At 68.9% G+C, this 23,688-nt stretch carries 23 protein-coding genes; 10 read left to right on the top strand and 13 right to left on the bottom strand.

Translation table 11 applies throughout. The features are described from left to right. Positions 1-14: 14 nt before the first annotated feature. The 5 genes from PWF70_RS07790 to PWF70_RS07810 all read left to right on the top strand — a co-directional run bounded on the left by PWF70_RS07790 (position 15) and on the right by PWF70_RS07810 (position 4,572). Positions 15-1,322: a type VII secretion-associated protein gene (locus PWF70_RS07790; protein WP_035750533.1), complete on the top strand. Its 1,308-nt coding sequence runs from the start codon at positions 15-17 to the stop codon at positions 1,320-1,322. A 178-nt stretch (positions 1,323-1,500) separates the two neighbouring features. Continuing rightward, a complete protein-coding gene (gene rplM, locus PWF70_RS07795; protein WP_035750536.1) occupies positions 1,501-1,944 on the top strand; it encodes a 50S ribosomal protein L13 in 444 nt (147 codons plus the stop codon). Continuing rightward, on the top strand, positions 1,941-2,480 hold the full coding sequence (gene rpsI / locus PWF70_RS07800; RefSeq protein WP_006357742.1) for a 30S ribosomal protein S9: 540 nt from the start codon (positions 1,941-1,943) through the stop codon (positions 2,478-2,480). Before rplM ends, rpsI begins: the two co-directional genes overlap by 4 nt. 2 nt (positions 2,481-2,482) lie before the next feature. Then, on the top strand, positions 2,483-3,862 hold the full coding sequence (gene glmM / locus PWF70_RS07805; RefSeq protein ID WP_006357743.1) for a phosphoglucosamine mutase: 1,380 nt from the start codon (positions 2,483-2,485) through the stop codon (positions 3,860-3,862). Further along, positions 3,859-4,572, top strand: a complete 714-nt coding sequence (locus PWF70_RS07810; protein WP_006357744.1) for an HAD family hydrolase — start codon at positions 3,859-3,861, stop codon at positions 4,570-4,572. The genes glmM and PWF70_RS07810 overlap by 4 nt, the downstream gene beginning before the upstream one ends. A gap of 9 nt (positions 4,573-4,581) precedes the next feature. Here the strand turns inward: PWF70_RS07810 and PWF70_RS07815 are convergent, their stop codons facing one another. The 13 genes from PWF70_RS07815 to PWF70_RS07875 form a co-directional block, all read right to left on the bottom strand. Then, positions 4,582-5,334, bottom strand: a complete 753-nt coding sequence (locus tag PWF70_RS07815) for an SDR family NAD(P)-dependent oxidoreductase (protein WP_006357745.1) — start codon at positions 5,332-5,334, stop codon at positions 4,582-4,584. A gap of 49 nt (positions 5,335-5,383) precedes the next feature. Next, positions 5,384-6,670, bottom strand: coding sequence for an acyl-CoA dehydrogenase family protein (locus tag PWF70_RS07820; protein WP_006357746.1), 1,287 nt, complete (start codon positions 6,668-6,670; stop codon positions 5,384-5,386). A gap of 71 nt (positions 6,671-6,741) precedes the next feature. Next, positions 6,742-7,833, bottom strand: coding sequence for a phosphotransferase family protein (locus tag PWF70_RS07825; protein WP_006357747.1), 1,092 nt, complete (start codon positions 7,831-7,833; stop codon positions 6,742-6,744). Positions 7,834-7,919: 86 nt separating this feature from the next. After that, entirely contained in the window at positions 7,920-9,776 is a 1,857-nt protein-coding gene (locus tag PWF70_RS07830; protein ID WP_035750539.1) for a GAF domain-containing protein, read from the bottom strand. Positions 9,777-9,840: 64 nt separating this feature from the next. Beyond that, a complete protein-coding gene (locus PWF70_RS07835; RefSeq protein WP_006357749.1) occupies positions 9,841-11,151 on the bottom strand; it encodes a bifunctional 3,4-dihydroxy-2-butanone-4-phosphate synthase/GTP cyclohydrolase II in 1,311 nt (436 codons plus the stop codon). Further along, positions 11,148-11,648 carry a flavin reductase family protein gene (locus PWF70_RS07840; protein ID WP_006357750.1) on the bottom strand — a complete coding sequence of 167 codons (501 nt, stop codon included), beginning with the start codon at positions 11,646-11,648 and terminating at the stop codon, positions 11,148-11,150. Before PWF70_RS07840 ends, PWF70_RS07835 begins: the two co-directional genes overlap by 4 nt. An 82-nt stretch (positions 11,649-11,730) precedes the next feature. After that, positions 11,731-12,822 (bottom strand): LLM class flavin-dependent oxidoreductase, encoded by a 1,092-nt coding sequence (locus tag PWF70_RS07845; protein WP_006357751.1) that lies wholly within the window; start codon positions 12,820-12,822, stop codon positions 11,731-11,733. 89 nt (positions 12,823-12,911) lie between these two features. Then, positions 12,912-13,334 (bottom strand): nuclear transport factor 2 family protein, encoded by a 423-nt coding sequence (locus PWF70_RS07850; protein WP_005195822.1) that lies wholly within the window; start codon positions 13,332-13,334, stop codon positions 12,912-12,914. Positions 13,335-13,483: 149 nt separating this feature from the next. Then, complete coding sequence (locus tag PWF70_RS07855; protein ID WP_006357752.1) at positions 13,484-14,215, bottom strand: SDR family NAD(P)-dependent oxidoreductase; 732 nt, start codon at positions 14,213-14,215, stop codon at positions 13,484-13,486. After that, entirely contained in the window at positions 14,212-15,012 is an 801-nt protein-coding gene (locus tag PWF70_RS07860; protein WP_035750542.1) for an alpha/beta fold hydrolase, read from the bottom strand. Before PWF70_RS07860 ends, PWF70_RS07855 begins: the two co-directional genes overlap by 4 nt. After that, a complete protein-coding gene (locus PWF70_RS07865; protein ID WP_006357754.1) occupies positions 14,993-16,168 on the bottom strand; it encodes an LLM class flavin-dependent oxidoreductase in 1,176 nt (391 codons plus the stop codon). Before PWF70_RS07865 ends, PWF70_RS07860 begins: the two co-directional genes overlap by 20 nt. 10 nt (positions 16,169-16,178) lie before the next feature. After that, the gene (locus PWF70_RS07870) at positions 16,179-17,825 is read right to left on the bottom strand and encodes a long-chain fatty acid--CoA ligase (RefSeq protein WP_006357755.1); all 1,647 of its coding nucleotides are present in this window, start codon (positions 17,823-17,825) and stop codon (positions 16,179-16,181) included. Beyond that, positions 17,822-18,856, bottom strand: a complete 1,035-nt coding sequence (locus PWF70_RS07875) for an LLM class flavin-dependent oxidoreductase (protein ID WP_006357756.1) — start codon at positions 18,854-18,856, stop codon at positions 17,822-17,824. Before PWF70_RS07875 ends, PWF70_RS07870 begins: the two co-directional genes overlap by 4 nt. Positions 18,857-19,116: 260 nt before the next feature. Here PWF70_RS07875 and PWF70_RS07880 point away from each other — a divergent pair, with 260 nt between their 5' ends. The 5 genes from PWF70_RS07880 (at position 19,117) to glmS (ending at position 23,679) form a co-directional block, all read left to right on the top strand. Then, positions 19,117-19,479, top strand: a complete 363-nt coding sequence (locus PWF70_RS07880) for a hypothetical protein (protein WP_006357757.1) — start codon at positions 19,117-19,119, stop codon at positions 19,477-19,479. Continuing rightward, complete coding sequence (locus tag PWF70_RS07885) at positions 19,476-20,462, top strand: hypothetical protein (protein WP_006357758.1); 987 nt, start codon at positions 19,476-19,478, stop codon at positions 20,460-20,462. The genes PWF70_RS07880 and PWF70_RS07885 overlap by 4 nt, the downstream gene beginning before the upstream one ends. After that, positions 20,459-20,719 carry a hypothetical protein gene (locus tag PWF70_RS07890; RefSeq protein ID WP_006357759.1) on the top strand — a complete coding sequence of 87 codons (261 nt, stop codon included), beginning with the start codon at positions 20,459-20,461 and terminating at the stop codon, positions 20,717-20,719. The genes PWF70_RS07885 and PWF70_RS07890 overlap by 4 nt, the downstream gene beginning before the upstream one ends. 10 nt (positions 20,720-20,729) lie before the next feature. Further along, positions 20,730-21,719, top strand: a complete 990-nt coding sequence (locus tag PWF70_RS07895) for a dienelactone hydrolase family protein (protein ID WP_006357760.1) — start codon at positions 20,730-20,732, stop codon at positions 21,717-21,719. Positions 21,720-21,816: 97 nt separating this feature from the next. Then, positions 21,817-23,679 (top strand): glutamine--fructose-6-phosphate transaminase (isomerizing), encoded by a 1,863-nt coding sequence (gene glmS, locus PWF70_RS07900; RefSeq protein WP_006357761.1) that lies wholly within the window; start codon positions 21,817-21,819, stop codon positions 23,677-23,679. The last annotated feature ends 9 nt before the right edge of the window (positions 23,680-23,688 follow it).

Consider the following 23,688-nt stretch of genomic DNA (forward strand, 5'->3'; position numbering starts at 1 on the left):
AGACAGGTGCGGGCGTGAGCGGGGTGAACCCGGGTCGTGGCACGGTCGTCGACCTCGCGTACGGCCGGCCCCGCATCTTCGAACCCGCCACCGGCATCCGGGATCCCGGGATCGACCTGCGACCGCTCCTGGACGCCGTCGACCAGATGACGGTCGTGGCCGACGGCCGTCGGCGTCATCTGCGGCAGGCGTGGCAGATGGCCTTCGCCGACCTGGGGATCGCGGCCGACCCCGATCGCCCGCTCATCGTCGGGCACCCGAGCACCTGGGGACCGCGACGCGCGTCCTCGCTGGCCGATGTCGGCGGCGGGAGGGCGGGGGAGACACTGCTGACGTCTCTTCCGCGCGCGGTCCTCATCGCGCGCAGCCACGCCGACATCACCGTGCAGCGCTGTGCCGTGGTGGAGACCACCCACATCCCGGAACCGCCCGCCGATCCTGCCCGTCCGCGGCCCGCGGCGTGGGACGTACAGATCGTGCGACGCCACCCCGAGGGCTGGCTTCTCGAACGCTCCGGGCTGATCGAGCAGGGGGACCAGGAGGCCGACGGACTCGCGATCATCGACGACGCGGTCGAGGCCGTTTTCGTCGACGGCGACGACCCGGTCGAGGTGTCGGCGGCGATCGACCTGGTCGCCGCGCACGCGATCGCGGGCCGGGTCGTGCCGGTGGACCGCGACCTCGTCGTCCGTCTGGGCGGGCGGACCGGCGGTGCCGCGGACGACGCCGTGCCGGTGGCCGGCGATCCGGCGGAACCGGCGGCGGGCGTGTCGACGCGGCGCAGTCGCCGGGTGCTGGCCGGTGCGGCGGCCGCGGCGGTACTGGTCGTGGCCGGCGCATTCGCGGTCGGCTGGTGGCAGCGGGACGACCCGGCACCCGCGCACTCCGAGGTCGCCGTCGGCCGCGCCACGCTGTCGGTTCCCGGGGACTGGCGGCAGAGCGGGCAGGACACGCCCAGCGACGCCACCGACGACCCGACCACGAGGCGCGCGGTCTTCGTCTCCGAGGCCGACGGCGGGCGGATCATCGCGGTGCTGACCGAACTGCGGGACGGGTCGACCCCGCAATCGGTCGCGAGCAGCCTCCGCAACCGGATCGGGCAGCGGGGCGACGACGTCGTCACGGAGTTCTCCGCGGACACGCAGTACGCCGGACGCGATGTCATCAGCTATCGCGAGGCACCTGCCTCGGGCAGCGCCATCCGCTGGTACGTCATCGTCGACGACGGTCTGCAGGTGTCCATCGGATGTCAGGCCGGGACGACCGCCGAGTCGGTCGACGACGAGTGCGCGCGAGCCGTTCGCTCGGTACGGGTGGAGTGACCTGGGTGGGCGTTTTGACCCTGACCTGCACGGTCGCGTAACCTGGATCGCTGGTGCTCGGCGCCTGTCACACACGCGTGTGTACGGGCAGAAGAGGCCCGGGTCCCCACTGGTCGCCGGGAACAACCTCCGCCATGCGCCCGACCAGCACCCTAAAGACAAGAGTTGAGGACCAACTGTGCCTACCTACACCCCGAAGGCCGGTGACATCACGCGTACGTGGCACGTCATCGACGCCACCGACGTGGTGCTCGGCCGGCTGGCCGTGCAGAGCGCGAACCTGCTCCGCGGCAAGCACAAGCCGACCTACGCCCCGCACATGGACGGTGGTGACTTCGTCATCATCATCAACGCGGAGAAGGTTGCGCTGACCAGCAACAAGGCCGAGCGCAAGCTGAACTACACCCACTCGGGGCATCCCGGTGGCCTGAAGTCCCGCACCACCGCTGAGCTGCTCGAGACCTTCCCCGAGCGCGTCATCGAGAAGGCCATCAAGGGCATGCTGCCTTCGAACAAGCTCGGTCGCGCCATGGCCTCGAAGCTGAAGGTCTACGCAGGCCCGAATCATCCGCACGCGGCCCAGCGCCCCGTCCCCTTCGAGATCAAGCAGGTGGCCCAGTGACCAACGAGAACATCAACGAGGCCGTCGAGGCCGTCGAAGAAGCTGTCGAGGTCATCGAGGCCGTGGAGGCAGTGGAGGCCGTCGAGGCTGCAGCCGATGACTACGACGCCGCTCCGGCCGTCGAAGAGGCCCGCGAGCCGATCGTGATCGACCGCCCGATCCAGACCGTCGGCCGCCGCAAGGAAGCCGTCGTCCGCGTTCGCCTGATGCCGGGCACCGGTGAGTTCAAGCTCAACGGCCGCTCCTTGGAGGAGTACTTCCCCAACAAGGTGCACCAGCAGCTGATCAAGGCTCCGCTGGTTCTCGTCGAGCGCACCGAGTCGTTCGACATCTTCGCCAAGCTCGTCGGTGGCGGCCCCTCGGGCCAGGCCGGCGCGCTGCGTCTGGCCATCGCCCGTGCCCTCATCGAGGTCACCCCGGATGATCGTCCCGCCCTCAAGAAGGCCGGATTCCTCACCCGTGACCCGCGTGCGGTCGAGCGCAAGAAGTACGGCCTGAAGAAGGCCCGCAAGGCGTCGCAGTACTCCAAGCGCTGATCTTGGCACGCCTTTTCGGTACCGACGGCGTCCGAGGCCTGGCCAACGCCGAGCTCACTCCCGAGCTCGCGTTGCGCCTGGCCTCGGCCGCCGCGGTCGTTTTCTCAGACATTTCCACCGGCGCCGGGAGCGAAGCGAGCGGCCCGGATGATTCGGTTGCCACACGCCGTCCGCGTGCGGTGGTGGGTCGTGACCCGCGTGCTTCCGGCGAGATGCTGGAAGCCGCCGTGTGTGCGGGACTCGCCGCGACCGGCGTCGACGCCATCCGCGTCGGCACCGTGCCCACCCCGGCGGTCGCGTTCCTCACCGCGGACTACCGCGCCGACTTCGGCGTGATGATCTCCGCGTCGCACAATCCCATGCCGGACAACGGCATCAAGTTCTTCTCCGCCGGCGGGCACAAGCTCGACGACGAGATCGAGGACCGCATCGAAGCGGCGATGGACGACGATTTCGTCCGGCCCATCGGTGCCGCGGTCGGTCGCGTCCTCGATGCACCGGACGCCGGGGACCGCTACCGCCGTCACCTGGCGCAGGCCATCGACGAGCGTCTCGACGGTCTGACGGTGGTCGTCGACTGCGCACACGGTGCCGCGTCGCAACTCGCGCCGCTGGCCTACGCCGACGCAGGTGCCAACGTCATCACGATCCACGCCGATCCCGACGGTCTGAACATCAACGCCGACTGCGGTTCGACCCACATGGACAAGCTGCAGGCGGCCGTCCTCGAGCACGGCGCCGATCTCGGTCTCGCGCACGACGGCGACGCCGACCGTTGTCTGGCAGTGGATTCCACCGGTCAGATCGTCGACGGCGACGCCATCATGGCGATCCTGGCGACGTCGCTCGCCGACAAGGGGCGTCTGCACGAGAACGTCCTCGTCGCCACCGTGATGAGCAACCTCGGTCTGCACATCGCGATGCGCGAGGCGGGGATCACGGTGCGCACGACCGCTGTCGGCGACCGCTATGTGGTCGAGGAACTGCGTCGTGGCGGGTATTCCCTCGGTGGCGAGCAGTCCGGCCACATCGTGGTCCCGGGTTCGGGAACCACCGGTGACGGCATCCTCACCGGCCTGATGATCATGGCCCGCATGGCGGCCACGTCGTCGCGTCTGGCCGACCTCGCCGGCATCGTGACGGTGCTGCCGCAGGAGCTCATCAACGTCCGCGTCGCCGACAAGCATGCGGTCGCGGAGTCGCAGACGGTCAAGCAGGCGGTGGTCGACGCCGAGGCCGAACTGGGAGACTCCGGTCGGGTTCTGTTGCGTCCCTCGGGAACCGAGCAACTTGTTCGCGTCATGGTGGAGGCCGGCACGGCGGAGCAGGCGGGCGCGGTCGCCCGTGGCCTCGCCGACGTCGTCGCGGCTGCCGGCGCATGACCCCGGGTGAGACGAACACGGCGCGGGCGGTCCTCTTCGACTTCTCCGGCACCCTGTTCCGCTTCGAGGCGCGCGACGACTGGTTCGTCGATCTCCTCGACGACGCCGGTGAGTCGTTCACCCCGGAACGCCAGGCAGACATCATCCGCCGGATGGTTGCGCCGGTCGGCCTGCCCGAAGGTGTCGAGGGCGACGACCGAACTGCCTGGGAGCGAAGGGATCTCGACCCGGAACTGCATCGGGTCGGGTATCTTGCCCTGCTGCGTACGGTCGGCTTGAGCAATGCCGGTCACGCCAACGCGCTCTACGACCGGGTCCTCGACCCGGACTCGTGGGTGCCCTTCGCCGACACCGTCGAGGTGCTGACGCGCCTGGCCGGCGCCGGGATCCCGATCGGCATCGTCAGCAACATCGCCTTCGATCTGCGCAAAGTCCTTGCGCTGCACGGCATCGACCACCTCGTCGACGCCTACGCGCTCTCCTATGAGGTCGGCGCGATCAAACCCGACCCGCGCATCTTCCGCGCCGCACTCGACCCGATCGGTGTGCCGGCCGGCGACGTGCTGATGGTCGGGGACAGCGACAAGGCCGACGGCGGTGCCCGTACGCTCGGATGTTCCTTCGCGTTGGTGCACGACGTGCCGTCGGCCGATCGCCCGACCGCGCTGCTCGATGCCGTGACGGCTCACGGCATCGAACTGCGCGCCTGAGATCTCCTCTCAGAAGTTCCCCTTGGCGGCCCAGCCGCCGTCGACCGGGTAGATCTCGCCGGTCAGGAAGTCGCCCTCACGCATGAGGTAGGCGACCATCGACGCGATCTCCGACGGACGGCCGAGCCGACGCACGATGTGGGCGTTGGCATTCGCCTGCCGCATCTCCTCGGTGATGTCGGCCAGGATCGGGGTGTCGATGGTGCCCGGCGCAATGGCGTTGATCAGGATGTTCTGCGGTCCGTACTCGTAGGCCGCCTGCTTGGTGAGACCCACGACGCCGCCCTTGGCCGCCGAGTACGACGCCAGGTTCGGCAGACCCCGCAGCGCGGCCATCGACGAGATGTTCACGATGCGGCCGCCGCCGCCCGCGATCATGCCCGGGATGACCGCCCGCATGCCGAGCCACACACCCTTGAGGTCGGTGCCGACGACGTGATCCCACGCTTCCTCGGTGAGGCCGACGACGGTGTCCTCGCTGATCATGTTGACGACGCCGGCGACGTTGGCCAGGCAGTCGATCGACCCGCGGGAGGCGGTGATCTGCTCCACGGCGGCCGACCAGTCATCGGCTACGCGGACGTCAAGACGAATCGCTTCTGCGGAGCCGCCCGCTTCGGCGATCTCCTTGAGGGTGACCTCACAGTCCTGGATGTCGGCGGCGACGACGTGGGCGCCGTCGGCTGCGAGGCGGATGGCGGTGGCCTGACCGATGCCCTGTGCCGCGCCGGTGACGATCGCGGTTTTTCCGTTGAGAGACATGTGTGTTCGCTTTCTGGTGAGGGGACGGGACGGGTGAATGCGGCTGGTGTCAGGGCTGCTCGGCAAGGAGGTCGGCGAACCGACGCTGTGCGGCCGCGCGGCGGGTGGGGATGTGCTCGGTGGGGCGGTCGTCGGCCGGCCGCGAGTACCCCTTCAGATACTGGCGGGCGACGCTGTCGCGGTGGACCTCGTCGGGGCCGTCGTAGAGGCGGGCGGCGCGGGCGGCCCGGTACATCGACTCCAGCGGCAGGTCCGCGCTGTACCCGAGTGAGCCGTGCACCTGGAGCGCGCGGTCGATGACGTCGTGCAGGATCTTGGCGCCGAAGAACTTGATGAGCGCGATGTCCTTGCGGGCGGCCGCCGTGCCCTCCTCGTCGATGCGCCAGGCCGCGTGCAGAGTCATGAGTCGCAGGGCCTGGATCTCGGCCGCGGAGTCGGCGATGAAGTTGCGGACCGTCTGCTTGTCGGCGAGGACCGATCCGTGGGCGTACCGGTAGGTGGCGCGTTCGCACATCATGTCGAAGGCGCGGCTCGCCTGGCCGATCCAGCGCATGCAGTGGTGAATTCGGCCGGGGCCCAGGCGCTTCTGCGCGATCAGGAAGCCGTCGCCCCGGTTGCCCAGCAGTGCCGAGTCGTCGACCCGGACATCGCGCAACACGACCTCGCAGTGCGAGCCGTAGGTGTACGGGCGCGGGCGGGGGTTCTCGACCGAACCGATGTCGCGGACCACGTCGAGACCCGGGGCGTCGATGGGGATGATGAACTGCGATGTGCGACGGTGGCGTTCGGCGTCGGGATCGGTGACAGCGACGACGATCATGAAGTCGGCGGTGGCCGCGTTGCTGATGAACCACTTGTGGCCGTTGAGAACCCACTCGTCCCCGTCCCGGACCGCGGTGGTCGTGAGGTTGGTGGGATCGGCGCCGGCGTTGTCGGGTTCGGTCAGCGCGAACGACGAGTAGTACTCGCCGGCGAGCAGCGGCTCGAGCCACCGCTTCCGCTGCTCGTCGGTGCCGACCGCGGCAAGGATCTCGCAGTTCCCGGAATCCGGTGCCTGGCAACCGAACACAAGCGGTCCGTACGGGGTGGAACCCAGGATCTCCTGCATCAGGCCGAGCTTCACCTGGCCGTATCCCTGTCCGCCGAGTTCGGGATCGAGGTGGGCGGCCCACAGGTCGTTGGCCTTGACCTCTTCCTGCAGCGGGGCGATCGCCTTGCGCAGCTGGTCCCAGTCGAGGTCGAGGGTCTCGAGCGGGAAGACCTCGGTGCGGACGAAGTCCTTCATCCAGTCGAGCTTCTTCTGGAAGTCGGGTTCCGTGGAGAAATCCCAGGCCATGGTGGTGTGCTCCGTTTCTGTGGGGGTCTGACGAGAAGGGGATCGTGGTTCGATCCGGGGGAGAGGCTGTGTCAGGAGCCGGCGATGATCTCGCGGGCGCGCACGAAGAGGCCGTCGGCGTAGCGATGCAGTCGCTCGCCGACCTTGCGGGGTGCCTTGCCGTCGCAGGAGCGGGCATAGGTGCCCTCGAGGATGATGCCGAGCTTGAAACTCGCGAGAACGGTGTACCAGTCGAGCGCGTCGAGGTTCCTCTCGGAGCGCTCGGCATAGCGGGCGATGACCGCGGATCGGTTCGGTAGATCGCCGGCCTGGCCGAGCGCGCTCTCGTAGAGGTCCGGCTGCCGCGGGTCATCGGGCCAGATGGCCAGCAACACACCGAGATCGAGCAGTGGGTCGCCGACCGTCGCCATCTCCCAGTCGACGATGGCCGCGACGTCGGGGGTGCGGTGATCGTAGAGGACGTTGGCCACGTGGTAGTCGCCGTGCAGCAGACCGGGCCGGAAATCAGCGGGGCGGTGGTCGTCGAGCCAGCCGGCGATCCGGTCGAGGTCGGGGAACGTCCCGCCCGGGTATCCCGGTGTGGCGGCGTACCGTTCGTGTTCGGCGAGCCACCGCGGCACCTGCCGTTCGAGGAAGCCGTCCGGTTTGCCGAAGTCGTCGAGGCCGATGGCGGAGTGGTCGACGGCCGCCAGCCCGGCGAGCGCGTCGACGAGGGCGTAACCCATCGCCTCGCGTCCCTCGGCGGTCGCGGCGTAGGCGGCCGGCAGGCTGTCGGCCGCGTTGAACCCCTGCACGGGCTCCATCAGGAAGAAGGTGGCCCCCAGAACGTCGGTGTCGGTGGTGCCGGCGACGAACCGGGGGTGTGCGACGTCGGTGGAGCTCAGCGCGGACAGCAGCGTCATCTCGCGTGCGATCGCGGCGTTCGATTGCGGGCGCAGGTGTCGGGGACCGCGCCGGAGCACGTAGTCCCGTCCGCCGCGGCTGACGATCACCATGATGTTCTGGGTCCCGCCGTGCAGCGGCCGGAGGTCGATGCCGTCCCCACCGGGCAGGCCCTCGTCGTCCATCCACACCGCGAGTGCCGCGGTGTCCACCGGGATCTCCTCGGTGTCGACCCGGATCTGATCGGGGGCGGGGCGGTCGGGGATCGTGCTGCGGGCCATGAGATGAACCTATGGCGTGTCCGCCCCGGGGAGAACCGTCGTCGTGCGAGCCCGTTGGAGGAATCTCCAATGGGTGTCCTCGCAGGTCACTGACCTGCGAGGTCGAGAACCTGGAAGGCCATCTTCGCCGACAGCAGGCAGTCCAGCGACGTCGGATCGCGTCGTGCGATCTCCTTGATCCGTCCGAGGCGGTACCGGATGGTGTTCTCGTGGACGTCCAGTGCCGTCGCGGTGGCCTGGACCTTGCCGTCGGCGGCCACGAAGGCCCGCCACGTGGCGAGGAGCGTGCCGTCGTCGTGTTGTCGGACGGGTGCGACGAAGGAGTGCGCGAAGTGCAGGGCCTCCTTGACGTGACCGCTGGACACGATCACCCGGAACAGGCCGAGCTCGTCGAGCGTCATCACCCGCTCGTCCCACCCGAACGACTTTGCCACCGAACCCATCTCGCGAAGGTCGCGATGGGCGTGCGGATAGTCGGCGGGGGTACGGCAGATCCCGGAGATGAGGGTCGCGCCGAGAGAGAGGTCACCGGAGAGCCGCTCGCGGATCGTCGACACGTGGTCGCGGACGCTCCCGACCTCGTCGAGGTCGTCGGACTCCAGGCGGACCATCACGATGACCGCCCCGGGCAGCCGGACGGCCGGCGGCGGCGAGATGGACATGACCGAGGCGAAGGTACGGGTGACCAGCGACTGGATCGCCGACGCGGTCAGCCGGTCGGTCGCGTCGTCCACGGTGAACCGAACCAGGACATGGGGATTGGTGAGGTCGATGCCGAACTGCGGGCCACGCCGGACCAGGTGTTCCTTGTCGCGGCTGTTGCGCAGCAGGTCCGACAGATAGTCGTCGCGCGCCTGACCCTCGGTCTCGATCTGCCGGCGCTCGGAGAGCATCTGCAGCGCCAGGACGGTCGCGCCGCGTTCGGCGATGTTCGCGTCGAGGGCCTCGAGGCTGCGGCCCACCTCGACAATGCCGAGGAAACCGGTCTGCCTGCCCTCGATCACCAGGCGGCACATGAGATGCCGGCGACCGAGCCCGACCGCGAGCTGCGCGGGGACGATCGCCGACGGGGTACTGACGGACAGTTCGGCGAGAGCCTGGCGCACCGAGGTGGTGGCCCGCACCTTCTCGCTCATCACCGGGGGAGCGGTCAGCTTGAGCGCCTCCGGCGCGGCCCAGGCGAGCACGTCGAACGAGTTGTTGTAGAGAACCACAGGCTTGGCCGACAGCTCCGACAGGAGTTCGACGACGCGGTGGATGTTGGCGCCCTCGAGCACCGCGCTGGTCAGGCGGTGGTGGACGTCGGCGAGGTAGGCCAGGGTGGCGTTGTTGCGCGCGATCTCGGCGGCCTGACCACGCAGGCGGGTGTTGAGCATCGCCTGGCTGATGAACAGGGCAGAGAGGCGGGCGAACAGTTCGGCCACCTCGATGTCCTCGGGGGTGAACTCGTGTTCGCGGCCGCGGCTGTCGACGAAGATCAGCCCGATCACCGCGCCGTCGAAGGTGAGCGGGACGCCGAGCATCGCGCGGACGTCCCAGTGCGTCATCGTCCGGCGGTGGGGACGCGGGTCGTTGAGGGCGTCGGCGATGACGACGGGCGCGCGGGTGTTGATGACCTCCTGGCTGAAGAGGTCGCCGTCGAAGCCGGAGATCTGCCTCTTCACGGCCTCGGTGATGTCGCCGGCGTCCTCGCAGAAGCCCGCCGCACCGCGATAGCTGCCGTTGGCGTGCCGCAGGTACACCGAGCAGCGGGTGACGCCGAGGAGTGCGCAGAGCTTCTGGCCCACCAGGCTGAGGAGATCCTCGAGCTTGGTGTCGGTGATGGCCTCGGTGGTGATCTCGGCGAAGGCCGCGATGACATCGCGTTCGCGGCCGGTGGCACGTGCCGACCCGCCCTCGGAGTCGAGACCGGTATCGACTCCTCGCTCCGCGATGGATGTCATCGGCACGGCCTCCTCACCGACAGATCATGATGAACCTCACAGTAGCAATGTCGTGTGAGGTGATTCATGCACCTGTCGTCCCGGTCGGCGCCTCTCGCACGACGGTGTCGCCCGACAGCACGTGGCCCATCCGCTCCTTCTTGGTGCGGAGGTACCGGACGTTGTGGGGGGTGGAGACGGTCGGCAGGCCGACGCGCCCGACGATGTCGAGGTCGTGGCCACCGAGTCCGCCGTACTTCGCGGGGTTGTTGGTGATCAGGCGGACGCGGCGGATGCCCAGGTCTTTCAGGATCGCGGCGCCGGTGCCGTAGGTGCGCGAATCCACCGGGAGTCCGAGTGCGGTGTTGGCGTCGACGGTGTCGAGGCCCTGCTCCTGGAGTGCATAGGCGCGGATCTTGTGACCGAGTCCGATCCCGCGGCCCTCGTGTCCGCGCAGGTAGACGACCGCTCCGCAGCCCTCCGCCGCGATGGCCGACAGCGCCTGCTCGAGTTGCGCTCCGCAGTCGCAGCGCAGCGACCCGACGATGTCGCCGGTCAGGCATTCGCTGTGCACGCGGACCAGCGCGCCCTCGGCGGTGGCCCCGGCGGCGGCCACGTCGCCCATGACGAGGGCGAGGTGTTCGGTGTCGTCGATGTCCGAGCGGTAGGCGACCGCGCGGAAGTCGCCGAACAGGGTCGGCATCGCGGCGGTGGCCATCTGGTGGACGAACGAACCGGCGGCGGTCCGGTGGGCCACGAGGTCGGCGATCCGCAGCACGGGCAGTCCGTGATGTTCGGCGAACGCGAGGAGGTCGTCGCCACGCCGCATCGACCCGTCGTCGGCGATGATCTCACCGATGACCCCGACCTCGCCGGCACCGGCCAGGGTGACCAGGTCGACGGCGGCCTCGGTGTGACCGGCGCGGGTGAGGACCCCGCCGTCACGCGCCTGCAGCGGGAAGACGTGTCCGGGGCGACGCAGTTCGCCGGCCGCGGTGCCGTCGGAGGCGAGGGCCCGGACGGTCAGGGCTCGGTCGTGCGCGGAGACCCCGGTGCCGGCGTCCTTGTGGTCCACGGTGACGGTGAAGGCGGTGCCGTGCGCGTCCCGGTTGTCCTCGACCATCTGCGGCAGCTCGAGCCGGCGGGCTCGGTCGGCGGTCATGGGGGCACAGATGATGCCGGTGGTGTGGCGGATCAGGAACGCCATCTGTTCGTCGGTGATCGACGACGCCGAGCAGATGAGGTCGCCCTCGTTCTCGCGGTCGTCGTCGTCGACCACGACGACGAAACCGCCTGCGGCAACGGCCGCGACCGCGCGGGCGACGGCCTGGGTCGACGCCTCCGTCGCGATGGGCGTCGGGGCGTCGGGATCCTGGGGGAGGGGCGTCGTGTTCATCGGGCGACCTCGAATGCTCGGTGGGTGCCGAACACCCGGTCGTGGTAGGTGAGGGGTGCGGTGGAGGTGACGCCGGTCTCGACGATGTTGCCCAGTGCGACAACATGATCGCCGCCGTCGACCAGGGATGCGGTGGTGCAGCCCAGCCAGCCTGCGGCACCGTCGAGGCGGGGGAGCTGCGCGGAGTCCGACCAATCGACCCCGTCGAACTTGTCGGCGCCCTTGCGGGCGAACCGCATCGCGACGTCGGCCTGATCGTGGGCGAGCACGTTCACACCGAATCGTCCGGTGCGGCGGATGATCGCGAGGAGGTCGGAGCCGCGGTCGAGGGAGACCAGGATCATCGGCGGTCCCATCGACAGCGACGTGAACGCGCTGACCGTGGTGCCGTGCGGTCGCTGGTCGTCGAAGGCCGTGATGACCGCGACGGGCGTGCAGACCTTGGCCATGACCTCACGGAACTCGAGGGCCACCTGGTCGAGAACGGTTTCGTTCACCGATCCTCCTGCATGATCTGGGGGTTGGAGTCGCTGCGGCGCCGGGGAAGGGGCCGGCGCCGCAGCGATGTCGTTCGGCGGATCAGACCGCCGCGGGCGCCTTGGCCTTCATCTTGTGGACCTCGGGGACGACCTTCTCGCCGAAGAGCTTCAGGCTCTTCTCGGCCTCGTCGAAGGGCAGACCGCCGAAGGCGAAGGCCGCGTTGGGGAGGAAGTCGCCGATGAGCTCGTGGCGGTAGGCGTACTTCTCGACACACTGTTCGGGCGTGCCGTAGATGTTCGCCTCGACGTAGGCATCGGCCGCGGCCTCCATGCCGGCCTCGCGGATCATGTCCGCACCCGCCTGGTAGGTCTCGTAGCCCTTGGTCTCACGCCAGTGCTTGCCGGCGAAGTCGTAGTGCTTGATGACCGACAGGAAGTAGCGGTTGATGTGCTCGTAGGCCAGTCGGCGGGCTTCCTCTTCGTCCTCGTGACAGATGACGAAGTCCTGGATGACCGGCGGGCCGGGCTCGACGCCCTGGGCGTCGCGGAACATCTGCTTCCAGCCGTTGATGGCCTCGGCGTGCTGCTCGAACGGGAACTGCATGAAGGTCATCATCTGGACGCCGAGGTCGGCGACCACCGGAACCGAGTCGGGCGACATCGCCGCGGCGAAAAGCCGACCGTCCCATGAGGTGTTCGGGTTCGGGGCCGGTCGCAGCGCGATCTCCTTCTGCGGGTACATCGGGCCGTCGCCGGACACGACGCCCGTGCGGAGGCCGCGCAGCACCATCTCGGCGGCTTCGTTGAAGCGCGGGCGGGCCTCGTCCATCGGGATGCCGAAGGCCTCGTACTCCATCTTCGCCAGGCCGCGGCCCATGCCGAGAAGCACACGGCCACCGGACATCTGGTCCAGCATGATGGCCTTCTCCACGACGCGCAGCGGATCGTTCCACGGCAGGATGGTAGCGCCGATGCCGAGCTTGACCTTCGAGGTGCGGCCGGCGAGGTAGGACAGGATCGCGAAGTTGTCCGGGCACATCGAGTAGTCGTCGAAGTGGTGCTCCGCCGACCAGACCGAGTCGAAACCGGCCTTCTCGGCCAGTACGCCGAGCTCGAGGTCGCGCAGGAAGACCTCTTCGTCGCTCACGTTCTCGTGGTAGTTCTGGAAGACGAGAAGTACGCCGACATCCATTGCATTGACTCCTTGGTTCAGTTGGGTTGGAGATTGAGGGGATTGGAGAATCAGGGGACGGGGGTGTTGGGAACTCCGAGGAGGAGTTCTCAGCCGAGGAAGACCGCGCGGGTGTGCTCGGTGTCCAGGAACTCCTTGACCTCGTGGATCTTTCCGTCGCGGACCACGAAGACGAAGTGGTAGAGGTTGTTGTAGACCTTGCCGTTGTTCATCTCCGAGTACGACTCGGTCTCGACCGCCACGCGTTCTCCCTCGGCGGTGAAGGCGAGCGGGGTGAGCGCGATGGCGCCGGTCTTGGTGGTGGCGGAGAGGCCGGCCAGCATTGCGCCGAATTCCTCTTTGTTCTTGGTTCCGGAGATACCGTCGATCTCTCCGCCCACCCACCAGGTGGCCGTCGGCGCCAGGAAGGACAGGATGGCGTCCACGTCGCCGCGGGAGAACACCTCCATGAACTCCGCGACCAGAGCCTTGTTCTGCTGCTCCGTGCTGACGCTCGCTGTACTGGTTGACACCGATTGGCCTCCTTCTGACCGTCACCCTCCGAGGAAGGCGAGAAACTGTGTGCAACAACGACGTTATGGGTTGGTGTGGCGTGAGTCACCCTCGTGTTTCGCGCCTCTTGTGGGTTGTCACAACCGGGCCGAGGCGGCCCGGCCCCACGTCACCGGCCGCCGCCGCTGAAGGTGTTCATCAGTCCACCGTCGACGGGCACGATCGCGCCGTACATGTAGGTGGACAGTGCGACATCGACGATGACCTGCGCGATCTCCTCCGGCCGGCCGGTCCGCCCGGCGGGGATGGACGAGACGATGCGTGCCCGAGCCCGGTCGCTGAGTCCGGAGGTCATGTCGGTATCCACAAAACCGGGGATGACCAGGTTGACCCGGATGTCGCGCGGGGCGAGTTCCGCGGCGAGGACCTGCGTCAGACCGCTGAGACCGGCCTTCGCCGAGCCGTAGGCGACGTCGCCCGGGAATCCCCGAAAGCCGACCACCGCACCGACATTCACGATCGACGAACCCGGTTCGAGGATCGGGACCGTGGCCTTGCACATCTCGAAGGCGCCGGTGAGGTTGGTGGTCAGCACAAGATCCCAGTCCTCGCGACTCAGATCGTCGACCCGTCCACCGCGGTGCACGCCGGCGACGTTGATCAGGCCGTGGGCGCCGCCGTACTCCTCCTTGACGGTGGCCAGTGCGCGGGCCACCGACGAGGAGTCGGTGATGTCGGTCTTCAGCTCCAGGACCTGTGTCGGCCTGGTGAACGGCGTGGTCGCCACGCCGCGCGCCAGGGAAACGACGGAATCGCCTCGGGCCGTGAGGGTCTCGACGACGGCCCGGCCGATGCCGCGCGACCCGCCGGTGACGATCCAGACCCGGGGTTGGGCGCTCATGACTTCAGGAAACCGGTCAGTTCGGCGAGGTAGCGGTCCCGGTCCTCGAGGAACGGGGCATGACCGCAGGCGTCGAACGGGACGAGACGAGCACGGGAGTTGAGTTCGAGGACGGCCTCGGCCCCGGCGAACGGGACGAAGGCGTCGTCCCGGCCGTGCAGGAGCAGGATCGGGATGTCGAGTCCGCCCAGCTCCTTGCGCAGGTCGGTACGGGCGAGGTCACGCAGCGAGTCGTCCCCGGCCGGACCCATCTCCAGGAACATCCCCCAGATCCAATCCAGGACATCGGAACTCGGAGGAGTCGCGCACACCGCGCCGGCCACGCCGCGGAAGGTGTCGGCGCGGTTGGCGGCGGCACCGGCGAGGACTCCCTCGACGTCTTCGGCGGAGCCGCCGTAGGGCCAGTCGTCGGTCGCGGTGTAGCGCGGCGACGCACCACCGGTCAGGACCAGGCCGCCGGCACGCGAGCCGAGGGACGCCGCGGCGGCCGTGGCGACGGCTCCGCCGAGAGACCAACCGTTGATGACGGGAGAGGTCAGGCCGAGATGCTCGACCACCTTGACCATGTCCTCGGCCAGGGCCGCGATCGAGACGTCTTCGAAGTCCTTGTCGGAGCGGCCACATGCGCGCAGATCGACGAGCACGACCTCGTGACCCGCGGCCTTGAGCGCGGGGGCGGTGGTGTCCCAGCAGCGGGTGTTGGCGCCCCAGCCGTGGATCAGCACGATGGGACGCGCGTCCCCGCGGTGGTGCTCGAAGTAGATCCGGCGATCGTTCTCAACCGCGAGATAGCTCATGGACTTCTCCTTCATCGTCGAACTCGATTTCGAAATATTTGTCGGTCTGGGTGGGTTCCTCGTGCCGAAGGGCACGGGGGACGAGTGGTGGGGCGTCGGCGAAACGCGGGATGACGTGCTCGGCGAGGAGCTCCATCGACCGCACGACGTCGTCGTGGGGCATCCCGCCGAACCGCATCCAGCAGATGAGATGGTCGAGACCCGTTTCCTCGCGCAGGATCTCGATCTCGCGGATGAGTCCGTCGGGGTCGCCGACGTAACAGATGCCGCCCTCGCGCAGGCCGGTCAGCGACATCGCGCCCTCGGCCGCGGCCTCCGCCAAGGCCGCGTAGCGCTCGTAGCCCGCCGGGGTCGCGGCACCCTGCGGCACGGCGGACATGACGTTGTCGAAGTACCACTCGAGACTCGGCCGGGCCCGGCGGACGGCCTGCTCGTCGTCCTCGGCGAGATGGATCTGCCAGTTCATCGGGAAGTCGAGGGAGAGGGGATCGCGGCCGCGGTGCATCAGCGTGCGCTTGGCGTTGACGACGAAGCCGTTCAGCTCGGGCAGGGTCATCAGCGTCGGCGTCACGAGCATGTTGTGTCCGTGGTCGGCGACCAGGTCGAACGTCTCGGGGCTGATCGACGCCACATAGATCGGAGGCGTCGGCTGCTGGAGTGGTGCCGGCCGGCAGTCCACGCTGTCGATGTGGAAGTGCCTGCCGTGGAACGTGTACGGCTCGCCGACCGCTTTGGTCCACAGTCCGGTGACGATCTGGAACGCCTCGTCGAAGACCTCACGGCTGACGTCCTGCTTGTCGGCGACACCCATCGCACGGAACTCGTGGGGCTGGTAGCCGCGTCCGACACCGAAGTCGAGCCGGCCGCCGGAGATCACGTCGACCATCGCGAAGTCCTCGGCGATCCGGACCGGCCAGGCGAGCGTCAGATTGCTGACCGCGATACCGATGCGCATCCGGGAGGTGCGGGCCGCGATGGCCGCCGCCGCGACCTGCGGCGACGGCATCGAACCGTAGGCGCTGCCGTGGTGTTCGGCGAGCCAGACCCCGTCGAAGCCGAGACGCTCGGCGATCTCGACCTGCGAGAGCATCTCGTCGTAGGCCCGCCGAAAGTCCCGGTCCGGACTCTCCAACACGTAGAACAGGCTGAACTTCACACTGTCGACGTTAGGAATCGGCGTGCGTCACGGGAACGGGAGAATCCGCGGCGGTTGTGGGTTCCCACAAGTCGGGTGTACCGGCCGCCTGTTCGCGGAGTCGCCGTTTGTCGAGTTTTCCGACGCTGGTCCGCGGGAGGGCATCGACGGCGACGATCAATTCGGGCACCCACCAGCGCGGGACGCGGTCGGCGAGCTCGGCCTTCACCGCCTCCACGTCGAGGCCCTCGTCGCCGACGACGTACGCGACAGGACGCTCCTGCCAGCGCGGATGCGGAACGGAGACCACCGCTGCCTGATGGACGGCGGGGTGTTCGATCAGCGCCTCCTCCAGCGCGACAGAGCTGATCCACTCGCCACCGGACTTGATGAGGTCCTTGGTGCGGTCGACGATCGTCAGGTAACCGTGTTCGTCGACGACGCCGATGTCGCCTGTGCGCAACCAGCCGTCGTCGAACTTGTCCGGATGATCGGCACGGTAGTAGCCGGTGGCGACCCACGGGCCACGGATCAGGATCTCGCCGCGACTGATCCCGTCGTGGGGCATGACCCGGCCGTCCTCGTCGACGAGTTTCCACTGCAGACCCGGCAGGAGCCGCCCCTGTTTCCGGATGTACGCCCAGCGGCGTTCCGGGTCGTCGTCGGTGGATGCCGGGGGACGGGAGAACGTCGCCATCGGCGAGATCTCGGTCATGCCCCAGCCCTGGAACACCGGGATGCCGAGTGCCTCGAGGTCGCGGATCAGGCCGAGGGTCGGCGTCGAACCGCCCAGGACCAGCGCGCGGAGACTGCTCAGGTCGGTACCCGCGGTCTGGGCGTGGGCGAGCAGGTCCACCGCCACCGTCGGCACCATCCCGGTGTAGGTCACCCGCTCGGCGGCGATGATGCCGGCGATCTGCGCGGGTGTGGGATGTGGTCCGGGCAGGATCTGCGACGCCCCGGACATCAAGGCCGCGAACGGGACTCCCCACGCGTTGGCGTGGAACATCGGGACCACCAGCAGGGCGCGGTCGCGTTCGGAGATCGCGTGCCCGTCGGCCAGGCAGGCCGCCATGGTGTGCAGGTACAGGGACTTGTGGGAATATCCAACGCCCTTCGGCGCTCCCGTCGTACCCGACGTGTAGCAGAGGACGGCCAGATCGTCGTCCGCGCGGGCGACCGGTGCCGCGATCGCTTCCGCCGAGGCGACCATCGAGTCGAGAGTCGTTCCCGTCGGCGCGCCCTGGTCGTCGGTGTCGATCGGGATCACCGGCATGCCCGGACGGCGTTCGCGGGCGGTGGACAGCAGGTGATCCAGCGAGGGATCGGCGAAGATCATCGCATCGTCGGCGTGGTCGACGATGTAGGCGATCTCGTCGGGGGAGAGCCGGATGTTGATCGTGTGCAGCACCGCTCCGGCGAGCGGCACCGCGAGGTACAGCTCCAGGTGCCGCCGATGGTTCCAGGCCAGCGTGCCGACCCGGTCGCCCGGCCGGATGCCGCTCGCGACGAGGGCCGACGCGAGCCGCAGGACCCGGTCGGCATAGTCCCGGTACGTGTACCGGAGGACCTCGGCGCCGTCGACGTGATCGACGATCTCCTTGTCGGCGAACATGTCTCGTGCCCGGTACAGGAAGTCGGTGATCAGCAGCGGGTGGGCCGACGGACCGTGGTTCATGCAGGGACCTCCACGGACGATCGCGCGGCCAGACGGGCCCGGACCTCCGGAACGACCTTGCCGGCGAGGAGCTCGATGCGAGCGCTGCCGCTGTCGATGGACTCACCGGGCAGCTGCGCCCAGAAGTGCACGTCCTCGATCTGCGGGGTGGCGGTCAGCAACGCGGTGAGCTCGTCGACGGCGGTGGCCGGCTCCCAGAGGGTGAACGAGCCGGCGTCGACGAGCTGGCCGGGGTCGGTGAACTGCGGGATGGGACCGAACGCGCCCATCTCGATGTACTTGTTGATCTGGTAGAGCGCGTGGGTGCCGATACGCGACCATTCCCGTTCGGGATCGTCGGCGATGATCGTCCACTGCCCGGCGAAGATCCGGCCCTCGTCACGGGACCGGCCGAGTCGTTCGAGCGCGTCCAGGTACGAAGCGTGGTGCGCGTTCTGGGTGCTGAGGAAGCCGTCGCCGATGCGGGCGGCCCGTTCGATGGCCGGGTCGGCCATTGCACCGACCAGGAGGTCGGGCGTCGTCTCCGGGGTGGGAGTGACGGGCAGGGCGGGCTTGCGCAGGCGTTTGCCGTCGAACGGTTCGGCCGATCCGGACCAGCAGCGACGCACGATCTCCACGCCTTCCTCGAGCAGGCTCGGCCGGTTGATCAGGCGCCGTCCGAAAGCCTCGAACTCCGGTTCCCAGTATCCCTGCCCGACACCGAGCGAGAATCGTCCCCCGGTCAGCAGGGACAGCGTGGCCGAGTCCTCGGCGAGGCGGATGGGGTTGTGCAACGGCGACACGACGAGGTTGGTGCCGATCTTCATCGTCGTCGTCCGATCGCCGATCGCGGAGGCGAGCAGGAACGGCGACGGCGTGTAACCGTCCTCCATGAAGTGGTGCTCGGTCAGCCAGACCGAGTCGATCCCGATCGACTCCGCCCAGGTGATCTGGTCGAGTGTTGCGCGGTAGAAGTCGCCGAAACCGCGCGAGTTCCCGGGCGGATTGCGGAAGTCGTACCAGAGTCCGAAGTTGACGTCCGACGTACTCATTGCATGGTCCTTTCACCGACGGTGTGGTCGGTGTCACTCTCGGTGAAGAATGTGACGACGGGAAGGTGTCGCCGACCGGGTCGTTGTCGGAAATCCCAAGGACGCCGATCCCGGTTACCGGAAGGATGGAACCGAGATCGGCTCGTGCGCGTCCAAGTTGGCAGGTCGCCGGGCCGGGACGACGGCACTCCGGATGGGTACGATCAGGCATCGTCCGCGACCGGGAGGATCGGGGGCAGGGGATGAACGGGGGTGAGCAGATGGGCGGCGTCGAGCCGAACCGGATCGCGATGGACGTCGAGCAGGTGTCCGCGGTCTCGGTCTACTACCGGCGTTCGTCGTTGGTCCTCAACGCCGTCGCCGACGACCTCGCCGCGCACGACTTCGGCCGGTGGGCGCGCACCGATGCCGGCCCCGGCGCGGCGTCGTCGCTGGGGCCGTCCGCCGCGACCTACGCCGAGATGAGCGCCACGCTGTCCGCCCGCCTCCGGACGCAGTCGCAGGCCGCGGCCGTGCTCGCGCAGAACCTGCGCGACTCCGCGATCGCCATGGCCGACGGTGACGCGCGGGCCGCGAGCGAGATCGCGCGTCCGACACCGGGTTCCGGGGTGGCCGCGCAATGAGGAGGGGCCAGGATTCCCTGACCGCGTTGCGGACGGACGCGCAGGACGGCGCCGCGGCGCTGACCGGGCTGCTCGCGGCCGGGCGGCTGATGGGCGTACCCGTCCCCGACGACGCCTCGGTCCGTGCCGGCCTCCGAGCGGTGGACGACTTCGACATCACCGCGCTGTCGGCGGACAGCCGGGTTCTGGTCTCAGCCCACCGAGCCGTCGCCGAACAGCTGCATCACCTGCCCGAACAGCGGGTTCGGCTCGACGGCTGGCACGGCAGGTCCGCGTCACTCGCGATCGGCGCGGTCGTCGACCATCAGCGGCGCGCGGAATCCGACCTCTACCTTCTGCACACCGTCACCGACGCCACCTCCGCGGCCGCATCGGGGATCGACCGGTTGCTCCGCACCTTCTACCTCGCGATCGCCCGGCTGTCGGCGCCGAGCGCCGCGGGAACACCGCCGGCCGAGCTACCTCAGGCCGTGTTGACCGGGCTTGTCCCGCTCGACGTCGCGGTCGAGGACATCCGGTCGCGTGTCGAGCTGTTCACCACCTCGGTCGACGCAACGCTGCGCGGGATCGCCGGGATCCTCGACATCCTCAACCGGTCCCTCGACGGGATCGACGACGACCCCTATCCGGTCGAGTCGGCCCGTCCGCTACCGGTTCCGGCCGAGCCGCCTGCCGTGCCGACCGAGACGGTGCGGGCGGCGCCGGAATCCGGGGAGCAGCAGGAGGAACAGGAGCAGCAAGACATCCCGTTCCAGCTGAGCGGTTCGCCGGCCGTGGAAACCGAAGTCGCGCAGAGCGTCCCCGGAGTGGAAGCAGCCGGTGCCGTCGAGGGGAGGCCGGCGGCCGGTCCCGGCGGGGGAACGCCGACCCCGACCCACGTCGTCGCCGACACCCGCGGCGGCAGCACCCCATCGACCGATCCCGACACCGCCGCGACGCCCGAGCGGTCCGCGGGTGACCTGGCCCTGGCAGGTGACCAGTGAGCCTCGCCGACCAGATCGAGGCGCTCGCGCGCTCGGCCACCGCCGAGGTCGCCGACGCCTCGCACCGTTTCTCCGCTGCTCAGCGAGATCTCGACCTCGCGATGACCGAACACCGGCGCACCGCCGCGCAATCGGAGACCGACCGGCTGCGTGCCCAACTCGAGCACGAGGCCGACGCCGCCGATGCGCTGCCCGGCATCATGCTGCCCGCCGACATGGCCGACGCCAGTCCGCATCTGCCGCCACCGAACGCATAGGCTGTCTGCTGTGCCAGGCAAGAAGCGTTCGAAACCATCGCAGCCGCCCGCGAAGCTGATGGCCGCGCTCGGCCGTCGGGGGCCGCACCGAGTCCTGCGCGGCGATCTCGGGATCGTCGGTACACGCGGTGAGGTGTTCACCCCCGCGAGCGGGGAACGACTGCCCGCCATCGCCTTCGGCCACGGCTGGCTGTCCTCGCCGAGCCGCTACCGCGACCTGTGCCACCACCTGGCCTCGTGGGGCATCGTGGTGGCGATCCCGGCCGGTCAGCGGGGCGTACTGGTCTCCGACGATGCGATGGCCGCTCAGCTGCGCTCGGCGCTGTCGATCGTGACGCGGGTCCGGCTGGGCTTCGGTGAGATCACCGTCGACCCGGCCAAGGTGGGTTTCGCCGGTCACGGGTTCGGGGCGTCGGCGGCGATCATCGCCGCGTCGGAGGGCATCCTGCACGGTCAGCCGCAGCCGGAGGTCCGAGGAGTGGCCGCGCTGTTCCCGGCGCCGACCACCGCCGGACTCCTGCCCGCCGCACGTAGCGTCAGCGCACCCGGTCTCATCGTCTCCGCGATCGGCGAACTCGACACGATCGACGGCAACGCACTCCCGCTCGCCCAGGCGTACGGCGCCGACCACACCTCGGACGACGAGCGTCGTGTGGTGCTGCGCACGCCGCCCGGCGCGACGTCGCGCGGCCTCGTCGAGCACCGGACGATCGGTGCGCTGTGGGGGAGCAACGGCGCGGACAAGAAGACGCACACCGCCGTGCGTGCTCTGACCACCGGTTTCCTGCTGCACACGCTCACGCAGGACGCCGAGTACCAGGCGTTCTCCGACCCCGACACCGTTCTCGGCAAAGTGCCGGCCGTCGACCTCGACGACCCGCCGGAGGTGCAGGACCGCATCGCCAAACTGCTCGGCGCCAAGGAACGCAAGCGTCGTCGAGCAGCGTCTCCGGTACCCGCCGCGGCACCGAATGTCGTGGTCCCCAAGACCCTGGAGTGACGCCCCGCACGGTGGCACGTCGTTCGTCAGCGCGCGGGCGCGTCGTTCCCCCGCGCGGGCGCGTCGTTCCGTCAGCACGCAGGTACGCTGACTAGCTATGTGTGGAATCGTCGGATACGTGGGGCGGCGCGATGCCCTGGACATCGTCGTCGAGGCTTTGCGACGGATGGAGTACCGCGGGTACGACTCGGCCGGCGTCGCCATCCTCGACGGCGCCGGTAACACCGCGATCCAGAAAAAGGCCCTCCGGATGGAGAACCTGGAGAAGCAGATCGCGACCGTCGGCCGCGAGTCGCTGTCGGGGACCACGGGCATGGGCCACACGCGGTGGGCCACGCACGGCAAGCCGACCGACCGCAACGCGCATCCGCATGCCAGCGATGACGGCAAGATCGCGGTCGTCCACAACGGCATCATCGAGAACTACGCTGAGCTGCGGGCCGAGCTGGAGCAGGACGGCGTCGAGTTCGGGTCGGAGACCGACACCGAGACCGCCGTCCACCTGGTCTCGAAGTACTACACCTTCGGTCCCACCGCCGGTGACTTCGTCGCGAGTGCCTACGCGGGGCTGCGGCGGCTCGAAGGTGCGTTCACCCTCGTGTTCACCCACGCCGACCATCCGGACACCATCGTCGCCGCCCGCCGGTCGACCCCGCTCGTGGTGGGCGTCGGTCAGGGGGAGATGTTCGTCGGGTCCGACGTGACCGCGTTCATCGAGCACACCCGCGAAGCCGTCGAGCTGGGCCAGGACGAGGTCGTCGTCATCACCGCCGACACCTACACGATCACCGACTTCGACCGGAACGAGCGCGCGGGCAAGCCGTTCCACATCGACTGGGATCTCGCCGCGGCCGAGAAGGGCGGCTACGACTTCTTCATGCTGAAGGAGATCGCCGAGCAGCCGCGCGCGATCGCCGACACCCTGCTCGGTCACCTGCAGAACGGGCGCATCGTGCTCGACGAGCAGCGGCTGACCGACGACGACCTGCGCGACGTCGACAAGGTCTTCGTCGTCGCCTGCGGCACGGCGTACCACGCCGGTCTGCTGGCGAAGTACGCGATCGAGCACTGGACGCGGCTGCCGGTCGAGATCGAGCTGGCCAGCGAGTTCCGCTACCGCGACCCGGTCCTCGACCGGTCGACGCTGGTCGTGGCGATCTCCCAGTCGGGCGAGACCGCCGACACCCTCGAGGCCGTCCGGCACGCCAAGGACCAGAAGGCCCGCGTGCTGGCCATCTGCAACACCAACGGTGCGCAGATCCCGCGCGAATCCGACGCGGTGCTCTACACCCACGCCGGTCCGGAGATCGGCGTCGCGTCGACCAAGTGCTTCCTCGCGCAGATCGTCGCGGCGTACCTGGTCGGTCTGGCTCTCGCACAGGCGCGCGGCACCAAGTACGCCGACGAGGTGGCCCGCGAGTTCGCCGCCATCGAGGCCATGGCCGATTCGGTCGCCGAGGTTCTCGGGACCATGGAGCCCGTCCGCGAGCTCGCCCAGTCGCTGTCCCACCACAACACGGTGCTGTTCATCGGTCGCCACGTCGGCTACCCGGTGGCACTCGAAGGTGCATTGAAGCTCAAGGAGCTCGCGTACATGCATGCCGAGGGCTTTGCCGCCGGTGAACTCAAGCACGGCCCCATCGCTCTCATCGAGGACGGCCTGCCGGTCATCACCGTGATGCCGTCCCCGGAGGGTCGCGCGGTGCTGCATTCGAAGATGGTCAGCAACATCCGCGAGATCCAGGCCCGCGGTGCGCGCACGATCGTCATCGCCGAAGCCGACGACGCGGCCGCCCGCGCGGTCGCCGACGAATTCATCCCGATCCCGAAGACGCCGACGCTCCTGCAGCCGCTGGTCTCCACGGTGCCGCTGCAGGTGTTCGCCGCGAGCGTCGCCCAGGCCCGCGGTTACGACGTCGACAAACCGCGCAACCTGGCCAAATCGGTGACCGTCGAATAGACCGGCACC

It is taken from the genome of Gordonia sp. Swx-4 (genome assembly GCF_030316175.1).
GTDB classification, from domain to species: Bacteria; Actinomycetota; Actinomycetes; order Mycobacteriales; family Mycobacteriaceae; genus Gordonia; species Gordonia alkanivorans.